A 20,825-nucleotide genomic window follows, 5' to 3' on the forward strand; every position below is an offset into this window, starting at 1 on the left:
TAGTTGCCTGAGCGGTCACGGCGAGAAGGGGCCGATTGGCGCTTTGAAACGCCAGTTCATCAGCCCGGTCTCGGGAGGAATCGGCGGGAACGGTGCCTGTTTTCGCACCAGCTCCAAAGCGAATTGATCGAGTTCGGGCGAGCCTGAGCTTTTGGCAAGCTGCAGGTCGGCAATGTTTCCATTGGCCAGCACGACAAACGCCACCAACGCGTTGTTGCGGGCTGTCGTCTGCGCGGACTTCGATACGCGGCGATTGGCGCGAGCCAACTTGCTGGCTACCTCGCCGCTATAGCGGGACGCCGCCGCGTTCCCGGTATCGGCTTGCTTTCGGCCCTTGCTCGCAATTGCCGCCTTGGTTTCGTTGCCGTCCGCTGTGCCGCGCTTCTCGGCCACTGCTTTTGAAGGGACCGCCGCCGGCGTTGGCCTGGCGCTTGGGATTGGCGGTTGCTCTGGGACAGCGACGGGCATCTGGGTGCTCTCAACCTGGACACTCGGCTGTGCCGACGCTTCGACCTTTGCAGGCACGCTCTGATTATCAGGGCGCGGGCTTGCAGCCACCAGTATGTCCGGCGTTACCGCTGGCTGCTTGACAGCTTCCGGCAAAGGCTTGGCTGCTTCCTGGATGGGTTCGGCAGCTTGCCGCTCAGGCTGCGAAGGTTTTGTCGGCGGCTGCGGATTGGGCACCAGCCGGACATTCACTGCCGCCGGGTCCTTGTCCAGCGCGCTGCCGGCGACTTTGTCGCCGGTTTGATCGCTGCCTTCCGACTGCATGGTGTCCTGGGAAGCGAATCTGCCGGCGGGCGAGATCAGAAAGGCCGCCGCTACTGCGGCATGGAGCACGCAGGAAATAACGATCGCCGCTGTCCACTTGCCATTCCCCGCAGATAGTCGAGTTTGCGCAAGCGGTTCGGCCGGCGCTATCGCCAGCTCGCTGCCGGCGTCGGGGAGGGGACTGATTTCCTGCATGTCGCGGGCCGGAAATTGCAGTGACCAGCGGGCAAAAGTCAAATCAAGATCGGTTGCCCCCGGTATCGACGAACCGTGGCCGGCCAGCGACCAAGCCACGGTCTTTCCTGTGAAAGCGGGATGCAGTCCCAACGCCGTTCTCAGACGCCGAAAGCGATGCCGGTCTTGGTGTCTGTCTTCAGCTTGCGCATGCAAGCCGCCGGTTCGACGCCGCTGCCGGTGCACTCCGTCGCGCTGTTGATCAGCACGCGGCTGATCTTGGCGCAGTCGGTGCCGGCCAGATCAAAGCGTGTCACCTTGGTCTTGCCTGCCGGCAGATCCTTGAAATCGAGCACGGTCAGCCGGTCGACGACGCCGGTCTCGTTGAACAGGGCGATCTCGAACGCCGCCTTGGAGAGGTCGGCGCCAAGATTGTTGTTGACCAGGAAGGTCAGCCGGCAGCCCTTATCGGAAGGTTGCGCGGCATTAAGCTCCAAGGTCAGCGCGGGGACCGGCGCGGACCCTTCAGCCCACGCCGGAACCATCGCAAGCGACATCGCCAGCGTCGAGGTCAGCAGACGAAGGGATGTCGTCAAGCTCGTCATGGCCATCAGCCTCCAAACCGCATGGTCGCCGCCAGCTTCAGCGTGATGCCCGGCTCGTAGACCGCGACCGTCGTGGTGCCGTTCAGCGGGTTGGCGTATTTGACATCGAACAGATTGTCGGCGCGGAAATCGACCTTCAGATTATCGGTCGCCTGGTAGCTGGCGAAGGCATTGACCAGCGTGTAGTCCTCGGCCACCGCATTGCCTTTCGGCTTGCCGTTGTATTGCACCTCGCCGCCGACGGTCAGCTTGTCCTCGAGGAAGCGCAGGCCGAGTTGGGCGGTGACCTCCGAAGAGGGGATTGTGGCGAGATCGGCTTCCACACCCTTGTAGGAAATGGTGTGGCCATTCGTGATCGATGCCGACAGCCCGGCATAGCCCCATCCGGCGTCGTAGACGCTTTCAAACTCAAAGCCGTGGATCTTGGCCTTGGCGAAATTCTGGTACTGATAGCAGATCGGAATGCCGGGGCCGAACGGGCAACCACTGCCTGGGGCGAACGGCGACAGTGTCACGCCTTCGATATAGTCGTCGACGTCGTTGTTGAAATAGGCCGCCTTGATGCGGAGTGCGTCGCCAGCCTCCAATATATCGTTCTGTTTGTAGTTGATGCCGAATTCGGTCGTCTTGCCGGTCTCAGGCCGCAGGTTCGGATTGGGCAGGAATGGGAAGGTGACACCCGCCGGATGGTTGCCGCTGATCAGCGTCTCCGTCAGCGAGGGCGAACGGTAGCCCTCCGCGTAAGTGCCATAGAATTGCAAGCCGGCAAGGCTGGCGTTGTCGAAGGGCGAGACGCCGACGGTGATGCGCGGCGACAACCGGTCACCCGATGTATCGTGGGTGTCATCCCTGAGGTTGTAGCTGTCGTAACGCAGCCCGGCGATGACCTCGAGCCAATCCCAGGTGAGCTTGTCCTGGACATAGGCGCCGGACACATTCCGCTTACCCGACGGCGTGTAGAAACTGTCGCCGCCGGCGGTGCCGCCAGTCTTGACGTCGTCATTCACCCAGTCGCCGCCATAGGTCAATTCGTGCGCAACGCCACCGGTCTCGAATCGCGAGGTGTTCCAGATGTCGATTGCGGCCGTGCCGACATCGAAAGTCGACGTCGAGCCTGTTGGCAGCACCACCGGAAGACCTGTGACCGGATCGAAGCGGTTTTGCGGAACAAGGCTGGTCAGGTCGAGATTGGTCTTGTTGTAGGAGGTGTTGATGTGGAGATCGAGCCAGCTCTTGTCTTCGTCCGTGATGTTGTAGCGAGCGGTGAAGGTGTTCGACTTCAGGTCGACGTCATTCACCGGCACACCGCTGCTGGTTTCGTCCCAGCTGTCGCTTGAGCCGACCCAGCCGAGCTTCAGCTCGCTGTTGTCGGTCGGGCGGATGGTGGTCTTGAGCAGGCCGCTCAATACGTCGAAGCCTGTGCCTTTGACGGTGTCGCCGCCGCCATCCTTGTAGTCGTCATAGTTGCGGTAGACGATGTTGCCCAAGACGTCCCAGTTCTCGTTGACGCGGTAGGCGCCGGTGGCGCTGGTGGTCCAGCCCTTGCCGTTGCTCTCATAGCGTCCGGTTACCGAAGCGCCCCATGTTTCCTGCGGCTTGAGGAAGTCGGCGGCGTCCTTGGTGTCGAAGAAGACGACGCCGCCGATGGCGCCCGAGCCATAGGTGTTGGCGACAGGACCGCGGATCACGTCGACGGATTTGACGAGCTCGGGGTCGATGTAGAAGGTCGACTGCGTGCCGTGGTCGGAACGCTGAAAATCCTGGCGCGCGCCGTCGACGATGACCGCGACGCGGCCGAAATCCTGCAGGCCGCGAATGTTGATGCTGGTGCTGACGCGCCTGGCGTCGGCCTGTGTCGCGACACCGGGCACACCCAGCAGCATCTCGTTCGGCGTCGTCGCCATGCGGCGGTCGAGCTGTTCCTGGTCGACATGGCTGGCAGAGGCCAGCGATTCGATCGCTGTTTCGCCGGTGCGGCTGAGCACCAGGATCTTGTCGAGCAGCGTCGCGCCTGCAGGGGCTGCCTTCTCCTGGTCAGCCTTCTTCGATTGATCCGTCTGCTCGCCTGCCGGCTGTGTTGCCTGTTGGGCATGCGCCGATGGCGCGGACAGGGCGATCGCCGCCACGCTTGCCAACAAAGCCGCCACACCGTTCGCCGCCGACCGGCCGCGCCATTCCCAGTTCACCAACAACCCCATGCCCCAACTCCAGATTCCAGGTTTCGTGCTGGCTGGCCCGTGGCTCGCTGGCATTTTTGATCGTGTCCGGCGTGTTAAATGTTGACTCATTTAATCCGGTATTGCACTGACTAGTAAACATGATTATTAAAGTCAAGAAATGAATCGGATCTTCGCAACGCCTAGCCAGACGCCCGGCACAGGAAAGGGATCGACCCAGATGAACACGCACAATCCCAATGACTTTCGCTACCGCGTCCGCCGTTCCGACGAAGCGCCCGTCACCCGTTTCGATCGGGTTCCGCTGGCGGTCAGAACATTGTCCAGCAACACGCTGTTCCAGGGCGAGCATGAGATCGGCATCGAGCATCACGGCGCGCTCTACCGGCTGAAGATCACCCGCCAGGGCAAGCTCATTCTCAACAAGTAAGGCCCATTTCAGCAAGTAAGGTATGGCAGTAGGGACGAGACATGGACCAGCGCGTAAAACCCGCCCCGCATGAAGTCCGGCGGGCACGGACGGAAAATCCGAAAACGCGCGAGCGTGACCTGGCCGCCCAACTCGGCATTTCGGAAGCCGAGTTGGTCGCCGCGCATTGCGGCGACGGCGTCATCCGCGTCGAGCCGCGCGTCAACGACCTCTTGACCGGTCTCGAGGCCGTCGGTGAGGTGATGGCGCTGACCCGTAACGAAAGCGCGGTGCACGAAAAGATCGGCGTTTACGACAAGGTCGTCACCGGTAACCACAATGCCATGGTGCTTGGCGAGAACATCGACCTGCGCATCTTCCCAAAGGTCTGGGCGCATGGCTTTGCCGTGGAGAAGCGCGAGGGCGACGACATCCGCCGCAGCCTGCAGTTCTTCGATGCGGCAGGCGAGGCGGTGCACAAGGTGCATCTGCGGCCGGCCTCCAGCCTCTATGCCTACCAGAAGCTGGTCGCCGCGCTGGAATCGTCCAACCAGGAACCGACGGTCGCCATTACAGGGCAAGCCTTCGACGATGAGGGCGAAGCCACGGCGACGACCGCCAACCTTGACGATCTGCGCGACCGCTGGAGCCGGCTGACTGACGTGCACCAGTTCTTCGGCATGCTGAAAACGCTCAAGCTCAGTCGCCGCCAGGCGGTGCGCATGGTCGGAACGGACTATGCCTGGCTGCTCGACAATGATGCTGTGAGGGCCATGTTCCACCATGCCTCCGAAGGCGAGATGCCGATCATGTGCTTCGTCGGCAACCGCGGCTGCATCCAGATCCATTCCGGACCGGTCAAGTCGATCAAGCCGATGGGGCCGTGGATCAATGTGCTGGATGAGACCTTCCACCTGCACCTGCGCACCGACCACATCCATGAAGTCTGGGCGGTGCGCAAGCCGACCAAGGACGGCCATGTCACCTCGCTGGAGGTCTATGCCGCCAATGGCGAGATGATCATCCAGTTCTTCGGCAAGCGCCATGAAGGCGAAAGCGAGCGCGACGATTGGCGCTTCCTGGCCGAGAACCTGCCGCGCATCCCGAACCCGACGGCAGCCTGAGGAACAAAACGATGTCTTTTCTTTCGAAATCGCCGACCGTGCGTGGCGCAATGGTCGGCCTCTCCCTCGTTTTTGCCATGCCGCAGCCGGCTGCCGCCACCGAAGGCGTCTCGATTTTCACGGACAGCTCGAAGATCGTCGCCATAGGCGGTTCGATCACCGAGATCGTCTATGCGCTTGGCGAAGAGAAACATCTGGTGGCGCGCGATTCCAGCAGCCGCTATCCGAAGGCGGCGTTCGATCTGCCCGATGTCGGCTACATGCGCGCGCTGTCGCCGGAAGGTGTGCTGTCGGTCAATCCGACCGGCATCCTGGCGCTGCACGGCAGCGGTCCCAAGGAAGCCGTCGACGTGCTGAAGAAGAGCAGCGTTCCGTTCATCGAAGTGCCCGAGCATTATAGCCACGAAGGCATCCTCGATAAGGTCCGCATCGTCGGCAAAGCGCTCGGCGTCGACGCCAAGGCCGAGATCCTGGCCAAAGAGCTCGATGCCAAGCTGACATCGGCCGAAAAGCAGACCGCCTCGATCAAGGAGCGCAAGCGCATCCTGTTCGTGCTCTCGATACAGGGCGGCAAGATCCTGGCGGCCGGCGGCGATACCGCAGCCGACGGCATGGTCAAGCTGGCGGGCGGGGTCAATGCCGTCGAAGGCTTCTCCGGCTACAAGCAGATGTCCGACGAGGCGATCATCACCGCCAGGCCGGATGTGATCCTGATGATGAGCAACGCCGGTCCGCCGGTGTCGGAGGACGAATTGTTCGGCAATCCGTCTGTTGCCTCGACGCCGGCCGGAACCGCACGCAAGCTGATCCGCATCGATGGCGGCTATCTGCTCGGCTTCGGGCCGCGCACGGCTGAAGCCATCCACGACCTCGCTGTCTCGCTTTATGGCGCTGAAGTCACGGACTGAGCATCATGGTCGACCAATCGATCGCCGGCCCGGTGAAGGCGATGGCGAGTGCATCTGAAGGCGACCGCTCGGGTCGCGCCCGCATCGTCATCCTGCTGCTGTGCCTGGGGCTCACGGCTGCCGCGCTTTTGTCGCTCACGTCTGGGGCATCGGATGCTTCGGCCGTCAACGTTCTCAGGGACTGGCTGCTTGGAGCCGTCCCGGGTGATGCGGCGCTGAACGCGCGTGACAGCCTGATCGTCTACGACATCCGCTTGCCGCGCATCATCCTCGGCATGCTGGTCGGCGCGGCCCTCGCAGTGTCCGGCGCCGTCATGCAGGGGCTGTTCCGCAATCCGCTGGCCGATCCCGGCCTGATCGGCGTTTCCGCCGGCTCCAGCCTCGGCGCGGTCGCCGTCATCGTGCTTGGCACCACGGTGCTGGCGCCGGTGACAGCCTTGTTCGGCACGCTCGCGCTGCCACTGGCCGCCTTCTTCGGCGGCCTTGCCACGACACTGGTGCTCTATCAGGTCGCCACGCGACGGGGGCAAACCTCGGTCGCCACCATGCTGCTCGCCGGCATCGCGCTGGCGGCGCTCGCCATGGCCTTGACCGGCATCCTCATCTTCATGGCCGACGATCGCCAGCTGCGCGACCTGACCTTCTGGCAATTGGGATCGCTCGGCGGCGCGACCTGGCAGAAGATCGGTTCTGTCGGGCCGATCATCATACTGGCACTGGCGGCGCTGCCGTTCCTGGCGCGGGGCCTCAACGCGCTGGCATTGGGCGAGGCGACCGCCGGCCATCTCGGCATTCCGGTGCAGCGGCTGAAATACACGGCCATCATCGGTGTCTCGGCGGCGGTCGGTGCATCCGTCGCCGTCAGTGGCGGCATCGGCTTCGTCGGCATTGTCGTGCCGCATCTGCTGCGCCTGCTGATCGGTCCGGACAACCGCTACCTGCTGCCGGCCTCGGCGCTGCTCGGTGCCTCGCTGCTGTTGTTGGCGGATGCTGTCGCCCGCACCATCGTGGCGCCGGCCGAATTGCCGATCGGCATCGTCACCGCGATATCAGGCGCGCCGTTCTTCCTGTGGATCCTGCTGCGCAAGCGCGGTGTCGTTGATCTGTAAAGCTCTGGATCTGTGAGACTTTTTGTGAGGCTGGGATGATCGAGGCAAGGGACGTTTCCGTGGCGATTGCTGGAAAGCGCATCGTCGGCGGGGTCGATTTCGATGCGCGGCCCGGCGAGATCGCGGCCATCGTCGGCCCCAACGGCTCCGGCAAGACGACTTTCCTCAAGGCCTTGTCGGGCGAGCTCGCCTATACCGGACGCGTCGCACTCAACGGACGCGATCTTGCGACAATGAAGCCGGTCGAAATTGCGGTGCATCGCGCGGTGCTGCCGCAGGCGACGACGCTGTCCTTCCCGTTCACGGTTCGCGAGGTGGTCAAGCTTGGCCTTGTCGGCGGACGCTCGGGTGCCTTACCGGGCGAGGATGCGCGGTTGCCGGAGCGGGCGCTGGCGTGCGTCGATCTCGATGGTTTTGCCGGGCGTTTCTACCAGGAGCTTTCGGGCGGCGAGCAGCAGCGCGTCCAGCTTGCACGCGTGCTGTGCCAGGTCTGGGCGCCGGTGCTCGACGGCAAGCCGCGTTATCTGTTCCTCGACGAGCCGGTTTCCAGCCTCGACATCAAGCACCAGCTGATCATCATGAACATCGCCCGCGATTTTGCCCGAAGGGGCGGCGGCGTGGTCGCCATCCTGCACGACCTCAATCTGACCGCGATGTATGCCGACCGCATCTTCGTCATGCATCGCGGCCGGCTGGCCGCGACCGGGTCGCCGCTGGATGTGCTGAGCGACGATCTGATCGAAAAGGTGTTCGACTGCCGGCTCAGGGTCGGCGTGCTGCCGACAGGGAACGTTCCCTTCGTCTTGCCGCAATCGTCGGTCGGTTGACGTTCCGAGTGGGGCCGGCCTGTCCAGGTCAGGCGGCCGGGGCGCGGCGCTCCAGCATGTCGATGCCGAGCAGGTTTCGGACATTCGGCCTCGCCGCCACCATGTCGGCGACTGTGTAGCGGGCAAGCACGGCGAAGAAGGCATTGAGAGCCTCGCGCAGCGCTGAATTCAGCGCGCAGCTGTCGACCAGCGGGCATTCGGCCGCATCGTTCTCGAAGCATTCGGCCATGGCGAAGCTCTCTTCCGTCACGCGCACGACGTCGAAGAGGCTGATCGCCTCCGCGGCACGGCCAAGCCGGACGCCGCCATTGCGGCCGCGCACCGTCGCCACCAAGCCATGCTCGACCAGTGGCTGCAGGATCTTGAACAGGAACAGTTCCGACACCGAATAGGCGGCCGCGATTTCGGGAATGCGGCTCAGCCGGTCATTGTTGGCGGCACAATACATCAGGATGCGCATGGCATAATTGGTCTGGCGTGTAAGCCGCATTTTTGTCCTCACTAGGGGCCGGCGCGGTGCAACCACGCCGGATTCCAGAACTTTGCTGGCGCGGCTCTGACCCGGAATTTCGGATTCGCCACACTGGCCTGAGGCGAATATGGCCTATACCTTGGAATAATTCCAGACTAGCCGGGCGTGATAGATGAATATTCTCGTCAACTTTATGTGCGCAACCCGGCAAAATGCCGGGAAAGCGGGCTGTCACGGGCATTTCGGCGGTCGAGGCACTAGATAGGTCCGAGATAGCCCCGAGATCGACCAGAGGTCGACCAGAGTTCGACGAGGAACAGTTCATCTATGTCACAATCGGCTCCGTCCCTGGCGCCTGTCCGTTTCGATGCCGACGGGGCCGCCAAGCTCTCCGCGCTGCGGCGCACCAAATTCATCGCCACGGCCGCGCTGGCGTTTTTCGTGCTGGTGTTTGCCCTGGCCAAGTCGTTCGAGGGCTCCTACCCATGGCTGGGCTTCGTCGCTGCCTTCGCCGAGGCGGCGACCATTGGCGGGCTGGCCGACTGGTACGCGGTGGTGGCGCTGTTCAGGCGGCCGCTCGGGCTGCCGATCCCGCACACCGCCATCATTCCGGAAAACCAGAACCGCATCGCCGATAATCTCGGCCGCTTCATCGAGGCCAATTTCCTGGCGCCGGAGCCGGTGCGCGAGAAACTTGCCGAGGTCGATTTTGCGGCACTTGTCGCCGACTGGCTGGCCGATGCCGAGCGTGCCGCCGGCCTGTCGCGTTTCGTCGTGCGGCTGGTGCCGCAGACGCTTGCCGCGGTCGAGCAATCCGGCCTGCGCGGCTTCGTCACCAGCCGCATGCTCGAGCAGATCGAAAAAGTGCCGCTGGCCCCGCTGGCGGCGGAACTGTTGTCGGCGCTTACCGACGACCGCCGCCACCAGAAGCTGTTCGACGAGTTCACCAAGGTGATCGGCCGCTTCCTGAACGACGAACAGGCACTGGCGACAATGCGCGAAAAGATCCGCGAGGAGCTGCCGTCGCTGTTCAACCTGTTCCGGGCCGACGCCTACCTCCTGAAGAAGATCGTCGCTTCGGCGGGTTCCTTGCTCGATGAGGTGCGGGCCGATCCCGACCATCCGATGCGCGCCGAGTTCGACCGTTTCGCGCAGGGCTTCATCGAAAAACTCAGAACATCGAAGCAATATGCCAAACGCGCCGAGCAGATGAAGCGGGATTTTCTGGCTCGGCCGGAGGTCAAGGGATTGGCCGGCGACATGTGGGAGAGCCTCAGCCTGTTCATCGAGCAGGACGCCAAGGCGCCGAATTCGGTGATCCGCGCGCATCTCGCCAACATGTTCGTCGAGGTCGGCCGTCATCTCGCCGGTGATGCGCAGATCCGGGCCGACATGAACCAGGGCTTCGTCGTGGCGCTGGCCTCCTTCGTCGAGAGCCAGAAGAGCGGCGTGTCGAAATTCATCGCCGACCAGGTCAAGCGTTGGGACCTGGCGCAGCTGACGCGGCTGATCGAGATGAACATCGGCAGGGACCTGCAATACATCCGCTTCAACGGCATGATCATCGGCGGGCTGGCGGGTATCGTGCTCTACACGATCGAACTGCTGCTCCCGGTCCATTGATGCGCATCGATCGCCAGCTTCGAAATGGACACGCGGCACGCGAGTGCTATGCTCCCCGGCGAGGGCACCCGCATTTGCGGCAAAGGGGAGAAGACATCATGGCAAAACAACCGGAATCCGATTCCTTCATGGACATGTTCGGCAGGTTTGGCCGTGACCTGAAGGTGCCCAATGTCGATGTCGAGGCGATCCTTGCCCACCACCGAAAGAACCTCGAAGCCTTGGAGAAATCGGCGCGGGCCGGCGCCGCCGGCGCAACCTCGCTGTTGTCGAGGCAACGTGAACTGCTGCAGGACACGCTGCGCGAGGTTGCCGACATGGCGCAGAGCTACCGGGCGCCGGGCAATCCGCAGGAGTTGATGGCCAAACAGACGGAGTTCGCCCGCAAATCCTTCGAGGCTGCGCTGAAGAATGCCGGCGAGGTGGCCGAACTGGCCCGGAAATCCGGCACCGAATCGATCGAAATCCTGCGCGCGCGCATCAAAGAGGCGATGGAGGAAGTGCGCGCCGGCTATGGGCAGAAATAGGCTCTTGCAGCCTGCCGTTTCGCCTTCGCAGGGCACGCGGCCTCCCGACTTTGCAACCTTGCCCATAGTTGCATTCGCGCCACGGATAGGCTCCCGGCAGTCTTGGAACGTCCAAGAATCCGAATTCGGTCTGCCATTGCTGGGTAAGGCATGGCACGATTCAGCCGGAATTCGGCGGAACGGATTCACGCAGGGCGAATTGACAGGGGCCGTCCGTTCGTGGTCCGGAGGCGCGGCAAGCTATCGGGAAAGCAGGAATGACAGAAGTACGGCCTAAAACGCCGCCGACCTACGAGCAGTTGAGAACGATGTCCGGGCAGGAGCTCGGTGTCTCGGAATGGACAACGGTCGACCAGGACCGCATCAACCAGTTCGCCGAATGCACTGGCGACCATCAATGGATCCATGTCGACCCCGAACGGGCGCGGCGGCAAAGCCCGTTCCGCACGACGATCGCGCATGGCTATCTGACACTGTCGATCATCGGTGCACTGGCGCTCGGCATGGGCATCGTGCCGGAAAACACCCAAGCCGCGTTCAACTATGGCTTCGACAAGGTGCGTTTCCTGGCGCCGGTTAGGGTCGGTGCGCGCATCAGGCTGCGCACGGTCCTGCTCTCCATGGAAGACAGGGGGCCGGGCCAGTATCTGATGAAGGCAGCCAACACGGTCGAGATCGAAGGTGAGGAAAAGCCGGCACTGATAGCGGAAACGCTGGTCATGCTTTATGAGCGCCGCAAGCGGGCAGGGGCCTGAGCGGCACTGCCTTGAGCTGTGGCCTCGACGTCAGGACTTTCATGGCGATTGCTCGGATCGTTGACGCCTGACTGCCGTATTTGCCGAAAGCAGCGCAAGGATTAGCGCAATCGCGGCCAGCGCTGTCGCCACCTGAAAGGTGACCTGCATCCCGCGCGCTGCCGCGCCGGAACTCAGAAGCTCCTGGCCAACCCCTTGCCGAGCACCGGCCGATGCCACCGCGAAGATGGCGCCCATCAGGGATGCGCCGGTGATGAGGCCGAGATTGCGCGACAGGTTGAGCAGGCCTGATATGACGCCGCGCTCGCCGGCGCCGACACCGCTCATGACGGCCGCATTGTTGGAGGTCTGGAACAGGGCATAGCCGAAGCAGGTGACGGTGATGGGAATGACATAGCTGGCAATGCCGAGTCTGGTCAGGGCAAGTGACAAAAGGAATGTGCCTATGGCGAGGCTGAACAGGCCGGCGACCATCATCCTGTTGGCTCCGAATCGATCGGCAAGCCGCCCGGCCAGCAGCGCCGACAAGGTCGAGACGAGCGGCCCGGTCGAAAGCACCACGCCGACCATCGCGGCATCGAGCCCCAGCCCCCGCGACAGATAGAAAGGGGCAACCACCAGGGTCGCCATCATCACGGTCGCAACGATCAGGCTCATGACGAGGCTGGCGCTGAGCCGCGGATCCCTGAAGCTGGCAAGCTGGACCAGGGGGTTCTTCACGCTCCTCTGCGCGATGACGAATAGACCGATGCCGGCAGCGGTCGCGGCCAGCAGGCCGATGTTGAGCGGACCGAAATTACCCCGACCAAGCGTCATGGCCAGTGCATAAGCGGCGAGCGTTAGGGCCAGCAGGACAGTGCCTGTCGCGTCGAACTTGCCTTGAGCGGCCTGCGCGCTCTTGCCGTGGGCGGGCAAGGCGCGCCAGGCGAGGGCAAAGGTCAGGAGGCCCAGCGGCACATTGACGAGGAAGATCGCCCGCCAGCCAAGGCCGGCGATCAGCAGACCGCCGAGCGAGGGGCCGAGCGTCGTGCCGATCGCCGACATGGCGCCGAGCAGGCCCATGGCGCTGCCGGTCCGCTCCTTGCTTACCGTCTCCGCGACAAAGGCCAGCGTCAGCGCCATCATCAGCGCCGCGCCGAGCCCTTGCACGGCCCGTGCCGCGATCAGCAGCCACAGCGTCGGCGCCAAGCCGCAGAGCACCGACGCCGCTGTGAACAGCGCGATGCCGCCAAGCAGCAAGGGGCGGCGCCCGAACATGTCGGCCAGCCGCCCGGCGCTGACGATCAGCGTCGTGATGGCAAGGAGATAGGCGAGAACCACCCATTGCACGGCCTGGAACGACGCCCCGAACGCCTGCATCAGCGAGGGCAGGCCGACGCTGGCAATGCTGGTTCCGAGCGACGACAGCAGTGTGGCGAGCGACAGGCTTGCCAGCGCCCAGCCGGCGGATTCCTTCTGTTGCGGCGCTGATGTCAGCCTATTTTGCGCGGCGACTTCCATGGCGATCTCCTTTTTATTGGCTCCGGAACCGGAACTGTCGGAGATCTAGTCTTGTGATCGATATGGCGGAAGGCGCAGCATTTGCATCATATTCGTGTATCAAACGCCACATCATGCTATGGTCCGCTGATGACATCGCCCGATCTCAACCTGCTTTTCGCCCTCGACGTTTTGCTGGAGGAAGGCAGCGTCGCCCGCGCCGCGCGCCGCCTGCGTCTCAGCCCTTCGGCGATGAGCCGGACACTGGCGCGGCTGCGCGAGGCAACGGGCGATCCTTTGCTGGTCCGCGCTGGGCGCGGCCTGGTGGCGACGCCGCGCGCGGAGGAATTGCGGCGGCAGGTCGGCCCTGTCGTCCAGGATGCGGAGGCGCTGCTGCGCCCTGCCGAGCTGCTTGATCCCGCTAGCCTGGACAGGGTCTTCACGCTGCGCACCAATGAGGGCTTCGTCGAGGAATTCGGGCCTCGTCTGGTCGCCCGCATCGAGGCCGATGCGCCAGGAGTGCGGCTGCGTTTCGCGCCAAAATCCGACAAGGATGTGATGTCGCTGCGCGAAGCGGCGATTGACCTCGAAATCGGCGTTGCCGGTGAAACCGGGCCCGAAGTGCGCATCCAGGCGCTGTTTCGCGATCGCTTCATTGGCGCCGTTCGAGCCGGTCATCCCCTGAGCAAGGGCACGGTGACGCCCGAGCGCTATGCGGCTTGCCGGCATATCAGTGTTTCGCGGCGTGGCCGCGAGAAGGGGCCGATCGACCAGGCTTTGAGCGGGCTTGGCCTGCAGCGGACGGTTGCGTGCATGGTCTCGGGTTTCTCGGCCGCGCTCGCCATGGCGCGCGCCTCGGACCTGATCGCCAGCGTGCCGGAGCGGCACACGGCTGGTGCCCGCACAGGCATGCATAGTTTTCCGCTGCCGGTCGCCACGATGGAGGTCACCATCTCCATGCTCTGGCATCCGCGCCTCGATGCCGATCCCGCGCAACGCTGGTTGCGCGACTGTGTGCGGGAGGTCTGTGCGGGGCGCTAAGATCAGCGCGCCATCGCCGCCTCAAGCACCTTAAATATCCGCTTGTCTTCGCATTGGGCGACGTTGAAGCGCAGGAAGCGGCTGGCCGTCTGGGACAGGCTGAACGCATTGCCGGGCGCCAGCACGACATTATCGGTAAGCGCCCGGCGTGCGACTTCGGCCGCGTCGACGCCATCGGGCAGGCTGCACCACAGGAACAGGCCGGCCGGCTGCTCGATCCACGGCGTGATGCCGAGCGCCTTCAGCCGGGTGCCGGTCTCGGCCATGGCGCGCGCCAGCTTGGCGCGCAGCAAATCCATATGCTTGCGGTAGCTGCCGTCCTTCAGCAGCGTCAGCACCAGTTCGGCCGCCAGCCGTCCGCCGCCGAAGGTGGTGGCGATCTTGAGGTCGGTCAGGCCTTCAATCCAGTCGCGCGGCGCGGCGATGAAACCGCAGCGGATCGATGCTGACAGCGTCTTGGAGAAGCTGCCGATCTGCACAACGCGGCTGAGGCCATCGAAGGCCGCGAGCCTCGGGGCAGGGGCATGTTCGAAATCGGCGAAGATGTCGTCCTCGACGATGGTCAGGTCCGACTGGTCGGCGAGCTTCAGCAAACGATGCGCGGTGACCGGAGACAGGATGGCGCCGGTCGGGTTGTGGATGGCGGAGTTGGTGATGTAGAGGCGCGGCCGATGCTCGGCGAGCGCCTGCGCGAACAGCTCGATATCGGGCCCCGACGGTGTGTAGGGCACGCTGACGACCTTGGCCCGGTGGGCGCGCAGCAGAGCGTGGAAATTGAAATAGCAGGGATCGTCGACCAGCACGGTGTCACCGGGTTCGATCAAAAACCGGCACAAGAGGTCGATGGCCTGCGTGCCCGATTCCGTCAGCATGATCTGCTCGGGCGAGACTTCGATGCCGTGCCCGGCCATGCGCCGCGCCAGCAGCTGCCGCAGCGGCGGCAGGCCGAGCGGCGTGCCGTAATCGGCCAGCGCGACATCGTCGGCACGCGCCACCGTGCGCAGCGCCCGGCGCAGCCCGGCCTGCGGCATCCGGGCGGCCGGCAGCCAACCACAGCCGGGTTTCAGGGTCTCGTCGCCGGCATCCAGCGACTGGCGCGAGACCCAGAGCGGGTCGACGGCGCGGTCGAGCCGGGGACCGATCTCGGCCAGCGACAGCGGCGCCAGCGAGCCGGCGGTATAGAAACCGGACCCTGGCCGGGAGCGAATCGTGCCTTCGGCGGCAAGCCGCTCATAGGCTTCGACCACGGTGGATTTCGACACCTGCATGGATTGGGCGAAGGCGCGGATTGAGGGCAGTCGGGCTCCCGGTGTCAGGCTGCGCGCGGCGATCCGCTGGCGGATGGTCGCCATGACGCTTTCGACGAGGGTGGGGGCGCCCAGGGTTCGTGCACCGTCGGTTTCCAAGGCTAAGTCCGCAATCTGTACTGCTCAGTCTTCCATTACAGTTTCGCTGAATTGTACCCCATTGTCGCTGGCTGCGCCATGGCATCTGCCCGATAGAGGGCGAAAGACATGGAGCCTGGAATGGACAAGAGCACGAGCGGCTGGCTGAACGGATTTATCGGCGTGTTGATCTTCTCCGGCTCGCTGCCGGCGACGCGCGTGGCTGTGATGGACTTCGACCCGACATTCGTGACATCGGCCCGCGCCGCGATTGCAGGACTGCTTGGCCTGGCAATGCTGCTCTTGTTCCGGCAGAAACGCCCGGAGCGGGGCGATCTCTTGTCGCTGGTGATCGTCGCGCTGGGCGTGGTGGTCGGCTTTCCCTTGCTGACCGCGCTGGCGCTCAAGCACGTCACCTCCGCCCACTCGATCATCTTTGTCGGCCTGCTGCCGCTGGCAACCGCGATCTTCGGCGTGCTGCGCGGCGGTGAGCGTCCACGACCGGCGTTCTGGCTGTTTTCCTGCATCGGCAGCGCGTTGGTCGCGGGCTTCGCGCTGATGCAAGGCGTGACGGCCTCGCCGGTTGGCGATGGCCTGATGCTGGCCGCCATCGTCGTCTGCGGCCTGGGCTATGCCGAGGGAGCCGCGCTGTCGCGCAGGCTCGGTGGCTGGCAAGTGATCTGCTGGGCGCTGACGCTGTCACTGCCGATCATGCTGGTGCTGACCGTTGCGACGCTGCCACCGTCCTTTGCCGCCGTCGGCTCGCATGCCTGGATTGGTCTCGCCTATGTCTCGCTGTTCAGCATGCTGATCGGCTTCGTCTTCTGGTATCGCGGCCTCGCCCAGGGCGGCATCGCCGCCGTTGGACAGTTGCAACTGCTGCAGCCCTTCTTCGGCCTCGCGTTGGCGGCGACGCTGCTGCACGAGCAGGTCAGCCCGCTGATGGTGGTGGTTACGCTCGGCGTCGTCGCGTGCGTGTTCGGGGCGAAGAAGTTTGCGCGGTAGTTCGGTAAGCGAATCCCGCGCCTAGAACTTCGTCACCACCCCAATGCCGATACCCTCAAAACCGCCCATCGCCATTAGCGCCGCGGGCGCTTCGTCGAGGCTGATCTTCTTGCCGACCAGAAGCTCGGGTTTGAGCTTGCCGTTGCGGATCATGTCCATCATCGCCTGGTAGCGATAGGCCTGCATGCCGTGGCTGCCGAGGATTTCGAGTTCGAAGGCGATGATCTTGTCCATCGGCACTTGCGGGCGGGCGTGTTCGCCCAGCATCAGGCCGACCTGCACATGGCGGCCGCGCCGGCGCAGATTGGCGATCGAGTTGAACGAGGTGGTGGGGTGGCCGAGCGCGTCCATCGACATATGCGCGCCGCCATTGGTGATCTGCTTGACGGCCTTGACCACATTCGGCGTCGTTGACGCGTTGATGGTCGCCACCGCGCCGATCTTTTTGGCAAATTCCAGCTTCTCGTCGGTGAGGTCGATGGCGATGACATTGGCGCCCATCGAGCTGGCGATCATGATCGCCGACAGGCCGACGCCGCCGCAGCCATGCACCGCCACCCATTCGCCGGGCTTGACCCGCCCCTGGTCGACGATGGCGCGAAAGGAGGTGACGAAGCGGCAGCCGAGGCTGGCGGCGGTGGCATATTCCATTTCTTCCGGCAGGCGCACCAGATTGGTGTCGGCATGCTCGATGCCGACATATTCGGCGAACGAGCCCCAGCCGGTGAAGCCGGGCTGCGTCTGGTGTTCGCAGACCTGATGGTTGCCCGAGGTGCATTCGAAGCAGCGGCCGCAGCCCACGGCAAATGGCACGGTTACCCGGTCGCCGGCCTTCCAGCGGCTGACCTGCTTGCCGGCGGCGACGACGACGCCGGCCAGCTCGTGTCCCGGGACATGCGGCAAGGTGATGCCGTCATCATGGCCCATCCAGCCATGCCAGTCGCTGCGGCAGAGCCCGGTCGCCTCGACCTTGATGACGACTCCATCGGCCGCCGGCTTCGGATCGGGAACGGTCTGGATCGTCGGCGCTTCGCCGAATTTCTCGAAGACGACGGCTTTCATTGGTTACTCCACCCTAAAACAGCATGCGCTATCAGAAACGATAGCCGATTCCCTGTCCGGTCAAGCGGAAATCGACTCCGCCAGGCAGACCGGTCCGCCGAACCAGCAAGGGCGGTCAGCTGTTTTCCTGGTTGCGGAAATCGGCGAGCCGTGTGTCGCCGGGAACGAGCAACCGTCCATCCTCGGCATGCACTTCCAGGCGCCTGATCGGCCGGCCGCTCTCGATGTCGACCATGAAAGTGTAGGGCTCGCCCGGTCCGGAGAAATAGGTTTCGCCCCATTGCCGCAAGGCTACCAGGACGTAGAACAGGCCGCGTCCCTTTTGCGTCAGAACATACTCATGGTGCGCGCTGCCGTCGGGGGCGGGAACCGTTTCCAGGATGCCGTGCGCGACCAGATTGCGCAGCCGCGCGGACAGGATGTTCTTGGCGACACCGAGGCTCTTCTGGAACTCGCCGAAGCGGCGCAATCCGTCGAAAGCATCGCGCACGATGAGCAGCGACCACCAGTCGCCGATCGCGTCGAGCGGCCGGGCGATGAGGCAATCCGCTTCGTGGTGGCTCGTTCGTTTCACCATGGCAATCGTTGGTCCAGGATTGTTGTTTCGGTTGCAAGATAAAACCCTTCCGTCTATCCAGCAAGTGGTTTCAAGTTGAAACCTTTTGCGGAGAGCGACATGAATGTGCGGGTGGTGAACAGCGACGCAACAGGCGCGGAGCGCTCTGATGGACTGCCGCAGGTCACGCCGGCGTCACCACCGGGACTGTCGGCAATGACCGCGCTGGTCTTCGCCGTCGCCTGCGGCCTGAGCGTCGCCAATGTCTATTTCGCCCATCCGCTGCTCGATGCCATGGCCCATGATTTTGCCATCGCGCCGGCCTCGGTCGGCATCGTGGTGACGGTCACCCAGATCGGTTATGCGCTCGGCCTGTTCTTCATCGTGCCGCTTGGCGACCTGTTCGATCGCCGCAAGCTGATCGCCGGTCAGGCTATCCTTTCGGCCGTGGCGCTGATCGCGGTCGGGATTGCGCCGAATGCCGCGATGCTGCTGGCAAGCCTCGCGGTTGTCGGGCTGCTTGCCGTGGTGGTTCAAGTGCTGGTGGCTTACGCCGCCGATCTCGCCGTGCCGTCCGAGCGCGGGCGGGCGGTCGGCACCGTCACCAGCGGCGTCATCCTTGGCATCCTGCTCGCTCGCTTCGTCGCCGGCGTCGTCGCCGACTTTGCCGGCTGGCGCTGGGTCTATCTGATCTCGGCGGCGCTGACGCTCGTCATGGCGGTGGTTCTCTTCCTCATCTTGCCACGTCACGAGGCGGAGCGGCCACGCACATCCTATCCGCGCCTGTTGGGCTCGGTGGTGCTGTTGTTCGTGCAGGAGCCGCTGTTGCGCGTGCGCGCCGTGCTCGCCATGCTGATCTTCGCCACCTTCAATGTGCTGTGGGCGCCGCTGGTGCTGCCGCTGAGTGCCGCGCCGTTTTCACTTTCGCACACCGAGATCGGATTGTTCGGCCTGGCCGGTGTCGCAGGCGCTCTCGGTGCCCGCTGGACGGGCGGCCTTGTCGATCGCGGGCGCGGCCAACTGGTCACCGGCCTCAGCCTGTTGTTGATGACGGCCGCCTGGTTGCCGATCGCCTTCATGGGCCAGTCGCTGTGGCTGCTTGTCGTCGGCATCGTCATGCTGGATCTGGCGATCCAGGCCGTCCATGTCACCAACCAGAGCCTGATTTTCGCCCGCCGGCCGGATGCGCGCAGCCGTCTGGTCGGCGGCTACATGATCTTCTATTCGCTCGGCAGCGCGCTCGGCTCGATCGCCTCGACCATGGTCTATGGCGCCATGGGCTGGAGTGGCGTCTGTATGTTGGGCGGCGGCATCGGCCTGTTGGCGCTGGCGTTCTGGGCGCTGACGCTGCGCGTGGCCCGATGAAGATCTACTCCGCGTCGATCTGATTCTGCGGTGCTGCTTTCTGAAAAGCCGGCAGCGCCATGCAGGCGGCGTTGATGCGGGTGATCGTCGGGTAGGGCGTCAGATCGACGCCGAAGCGGGCATTGCTGGTGATTTGCGCCGCCAGGCAGATGTCGGCGAGCCCCGGCGCTTCGCCATGGCAGAATGTTCCGGTCTCAGACGAGGAAGCCAGAATCTTTTCAAGCGGCTGAAAGCCTTCGTTGACCCAGTGGCGGAACCAGTTGGTGATGTCCTCGTCGCCGGCGCCGAACAAGGTGCGCAGCGAGGTCAGCACGCGCAGATTGTTCACCGGATGGATGTCGCAGGCAATCATCTGCGCCAGCATTCTGACGCGCGCCCGGCCAAGTGCGTCCCTGGGCAGTAGCGGCGGCGCCGGCTGGATCTCGTCGAGATATTCGATGATTGCCAGCGACTGCGTCAAAAGCGTGCCGTCGTCGAGCACCAATGCCGGCACCAGCCCCTGCGGATTGACCGCGAGATAGGCCGGTTCCAGATGATCGCCGTGGCGCAAATGATGCGGGACATAGTCATAGCTCAGTCCCTTCATCTCAAGCGCTATCCGCGCCCGATAAGAAGTGGAGGAGCGATAGTAGTTGTGCAGGATGAGTTCGCTCATGGGCTCACTTCGGTTGGCCGATGGTCACTTCGATCGTCCCGATGCCGTCGACGCCGCCGGTCATCGTTTCGCCCGGCTTGACCGCGCCGACGCCGGCCGGCGTGCCGGTGAAGATCAGGTCGCCGGGTTGCAATTCCATCGCCTCGCTGCAGATCGAGACGATATCGGCAATTGGCCAGATCAACTCGGTGAGGTCGGCATCCTGTTTCACCGCGCCGTTGACGGCGAGCCAGATACGCCCCTTCGTTGGGTGCCCGGATTCCTGCGCGGGAACCAGCGGGCCGCAAGGGGCGGAGCGGTCGAAGGCTTTCGACCAGTCCCAAGGTCGCGCCGCCTTCTTGGCCTCATCCTGGAGATCGCGGCGGGTGAGGTCGATGCCGACGCCATAACCCCAGACATGATCGAGCGCCCGGTCTCGCGCAATGCGGAAGCCCGGTTTGCCGATCGCGGCCACCAGTTCGATTTCATGGTGCAGATTGGCCGTCAGCGGCGGGTAGGGGATCTCTGTGCCGGAATCGACCACCGCATCGGCCGGCTTGGTGAAGAAGAAGGGTGGATCGCGCTCATCATTGCCGAGTTCGCGCGCGTGCGCCGCATAGTTGCGGCCGACGCAGAAAATACGCCGCACGGCAAAACGCTCTGGCGACCCGCTGATGGCGACGGAAGGCGTTGGCGGCACGGGAAGGACGAAGGCGGTCATGACGGTCTCTGCGTTGAATATGGGATGCCGATGGCACCTTTGACCGATTTCGGGGACCGGACAAGGCGTCGCTTTTCATAAAGCACGGGCTTTGCC

21 protein-coding genes are annotated in these 20,825 nt (G+C 64.0%); 11 read left to right on the top strand and 10 right to left on the bottom strand.

Annotation, left to right across the window (positions count from 1 at the left end):
* Positions 1-15: 15 nt before the first annotated feature.
* From AC1DX4_RS21640 to AC1DX4_RS21650, 3 genes are read right to left on the bottom strand one after another with little or no spacing between them, the layout of a single operon-like run.
* On the bottom strand, positions 16-1,098 hold the full coding sequence (locus AC1DX4_RS21640; protein WP_477222216.1) for an energy transducer TonB family protein: 1,083 nt from the start codon (positions 1,096-1,098) through the stop codon (positions 16-18).
* Positions 1,099-1,106: 8 nt separating this feature from the next.
* Positions 1,107-1,550 carry a hypothetical protein gene (locus AC1DX4_RS21645; RefSeq protein WP_477222217.1) on the bottom strand — a complete coding sequence of 148 codons (444 nt, stop codon included), beginning with the start codon at positions 1,548-1,550 and terminating at the stop codon, positions 1,107-1,109.
* Between the two features lie 5 nt (positions 1,551-1,555).
* Positions 1,556-3,748: a TonB-dependent hemoglobin/transferrin/lactoferrin family receptor gene (locus AC1DX4_RS21650; RefSeq protein WP_477222218.1), complete on the bottom strand. Its 2,193-nt coding sequence runs from the start codon at positions 3,746-3,748 to the stop codon at positions 1,556-1,558.
* A gap of 199 nt (positions 3,749-3,947) precedes the next feature.
* Between AC1DX4_RS21650 and hemP the strand changes: the two genes are divergently transcribed.
* The 5 genes from hemP to AC1DX4_RS21675 are packed head-to-tail and all read left to right on the top strand — an operon-like array spanning position 3,948 to position 8,104.
* A complete protein-coding gene (hemP, locus tag AC1DX4_RS21655) occupies positions 3,948-4,157 on the top strand; it encodes a hemin uptake protein HemP (protein WP_027043821.1) in 210 nt (69 codons plus the stop codon).
* A gap of 41 nt (positions 4,158-4,198) precedes the next feature.
* Positions 4,199-5,260 (top strand): hemin-degrading factor, encoded by a 1,062-nt coding sequence (locus AC1DX4_RS21660; RefSeq protein WP_477222219.1) that lies wholly within the window; start codon positions 4,199-4,201, stop codon positions 5,258-5,260.
* A gap of 11 nt (positions 5,261-5,271) precedes the next feature.
* A complete protein-coding gene (locus AC1DX4_RS21665; protein ID WP_477222220.1) occupies positions 5,272-6,168 on the top strand; it encodes a heme/hemin ABC transporter substrate-binding protein in 897 nt (298 codons plus the stop codon).
* Positions 6,169-6,173: 5 nt separating this feature from the next.
* Positions 6,174-7,277 carry a FecCD family ABC transporter permease gene (locus AC1DX4_RS21670; protein ID WP_477222221.1) on the top strand — a complete coding sequence of 368 codons (1,104 nt, stop codon included), beginning with the start codon at positions 6,174-6,176 and terminating at the stop codon, positions 7,275-7,277.
* 35 nt (positions 7,278-7,312) lie between these two features.
* Positions 7,313-8,104 carry a heme ABC transporter ATP-binding protein gene (locus tag AC1DX4_RS21675; RefSeq protein WP_477222222.1) on the top strand — a complete coding sequence of 264 codons (792 nt, stop codon included), beginning with the start codon at positions 7,313-7,315 and terminating at the stop codon, positions 8,102-8,104.
* Positions 8,105-8,132: 28 nt separating this feature from the next.
* On the opposite strand, the gene rirA is transcribed toward AC1DX4_RS21675, so the two are convergent.
* Positions 8,133-8,594, bottom strand: coding sequence for an iron-responsive transcriptional regulator RirA (rirA, locus tag AC1DX4_RS21680; RefSeq protein ID WP_477222223.1), 462 nt, complete (start codon positions 8,592-8,594; stop codon positions 8,133-8,135).
* Positions 8,595-8,903: 309 nt separating this feature from the next.
* Here rirA and AC1DX4_RS21685 point away from each other — a divergent pair, with 309 nt between their 5' ends.
* The 3 genes from AC1DX4_RS21685 (at position 8,904) to AC1DX4_RS21695 (ending at position 11,481) form a co-directional block, all read left to right on the top strand.
* A complete protein-coding gene (locus AC1DX4_RS21685) occupies positions 8,904-10,199 on the top strand; it encodes a DUF445 domain-containing protein (protein WP_477222224.1) in 1,296 nt (431 codons plus the stop codon).
* 98 nt (positions 10,200-10,297) lie between these two features.
* On the top strand, positions 10,298-10,726 hold the full coding sequence (locus AC1DX4_RS21690) for a phasin family protein (RefSeq protein ID WP_477222225.1): 429 nt from the start codon (positions 10,298-10,300) through the stop codon (positions 10,724-10,726).
* A gap of 257 nt (positions 10,727-10,983) precedes the next feature.
* Positions 10,984-11,481: a MaoC family dehydratase gene (locus AC1DX4_RS21695; RefSeq protein ID WP_477222226.1), complete on the top strand. Its 498-nt coding sequence runs from the start codon at positions 10,984-10,986 to the stop codon at positions 11,479-11,481.
* A gap of 39 nt (positions 11,482-11,520) precedes the next feature.
* Here AC1DX4_RS21695 and AC1DX4_RS21700 read toward each other — a convergent pair whose 3' ends face one another.
* Positions 11,521-12,981: an MFS transporter gene (locus AC1DX4_RS21700; RefSeq protein WP_477222227.1), complete on the bottom strand. Its 1,461-nt coding sequence runs from the start codon at positions 12,979-12,981 to the stop codon at positions 11,521-11,523.
* A 129-nt stretch (positions 12,982-13,110) separates the two neighbouring features.
* Between AC1DX4_RS21700 and AC1DX4_RS21705 the strand changes: the two genes are divergently transcribed.
* Entirely contained in the window at positions 13,111-14,001 is an 891-nt protein-coding gene (locus AC1DX4_RS21705; RefSeq protein ID WP_477222228.1) for a LysR family transcriptional regulator, read from the top strand.
* A 2-nt stretch (positions 14,002-14,003) separates the two neighbouring features.
* On the opposite strand, the gene AC1DX4_RS21710 is transcribed toward AC1DX4_RS21705, so the two are convergent.
* Entirely contained in the window at positions 14,004-15,353 is a 1,350-nt protein-coding gene (locus AC1DX4_RS21710; protein WP_477222229.1) for an aminotransferase-like domain-containing protein, read from the bottom strand.
* Positions 15,354-15,527: 174 nt separating this feature from the next.
* On the opposite strand from AC1DX4_RS21710, the gene AC1DX4_RS21715 reads away from it, so the two are divergent.
* The gene (locus tag AC1DX4_RS21715; RefSeq protein WP_477222230.1) at positions 15,528-16,391 is read left to right on the top strand and encodes a DMT family transporter; all 864 of its coding nucleotides are present in this window, start codon (positions 15,528-15,530) and stop codon (positions 16,389-16,391) included.
* A gap of 21 nt (positions 16,392-16,412) precedes the next feature.
* Here AC1DX4_RS21715 and AC1DX4_RS21720 read toward each other — a convergent pair whose 3' ends face one another.
* The gene (locus AC1DX4_RS21720; RefSeq protein ID WP_477222231.1) at positions 16,413-17,453 is read right to left on the bottom strand and encodes a zinc-dependent alcohol dehydrogenase family protein; all 1,041 of its coding nucleotides are present in this window, start codon (positions 17,451-17,453) and stop codon (positions 16,413-16,415) included.
* Between the two features lie 115 nt (positions 17,454-17,568).
* Positions 17,569-18,030, bottom strand: coding sequence for a winged helix-turn-helix transcriptional regulator (locus AC1DX4_RS21725; RefSeq protein ID WP_477222232.1), 462 nt, complete (start codon positions 18,028-18,030; stop codon positions 17,569-17,571).
* Positions 18,031-18,129: 99 nt separating this feature from the next.
* On the opposite strand from AC1DX4_RS21725, the gene AC1DX4_RS21730 reads away from it, so the two are divergent.
* A complete protein-coding gene (locus AC1DX4_RS21730; RefSeq protein ID WP_477222233.1) occupies positions 18,130-19,374 on the top strand; it encodes an MFS transporter in 1,245 nt (414 codons plus the stop codon).
* 4 nt (positions 19,375-19,378) lie between these two features.
* On the opposite strand, the gene maiA is transcribed toward AC1DX4_RS21730, so the two are convergent.
* Complete coding sequence (maiA, locus tag AC1DX4_RS21735) at positions 19,379-20,029, bottom strand: maleylacetoacetate isomerase (protein ID WP_477222234.1); 651 nt, start codon at positions 20,027-20,029, stop codon at positions 19,379-19,381.
* Positions 20,030-20,033: 4 nt separating this feature from the next.
* Positions 20,034-20,729 (bottom strand): fumarylacetoacetate hydrolase family protein, encoded by a 696-nt coding sequence (locus AC1DX4_RS21740; protein ID WP_477222235.1) that lies wholly within the window; start codon positions 20,727-20,729, stop codon positions 20,034-20,036.
* Positions 20,730-20,825: the final 96 nt, after the last annotated feature.

The organism is Mesorhizobium sp. P3_A8 (assembly GCF_056402995.1).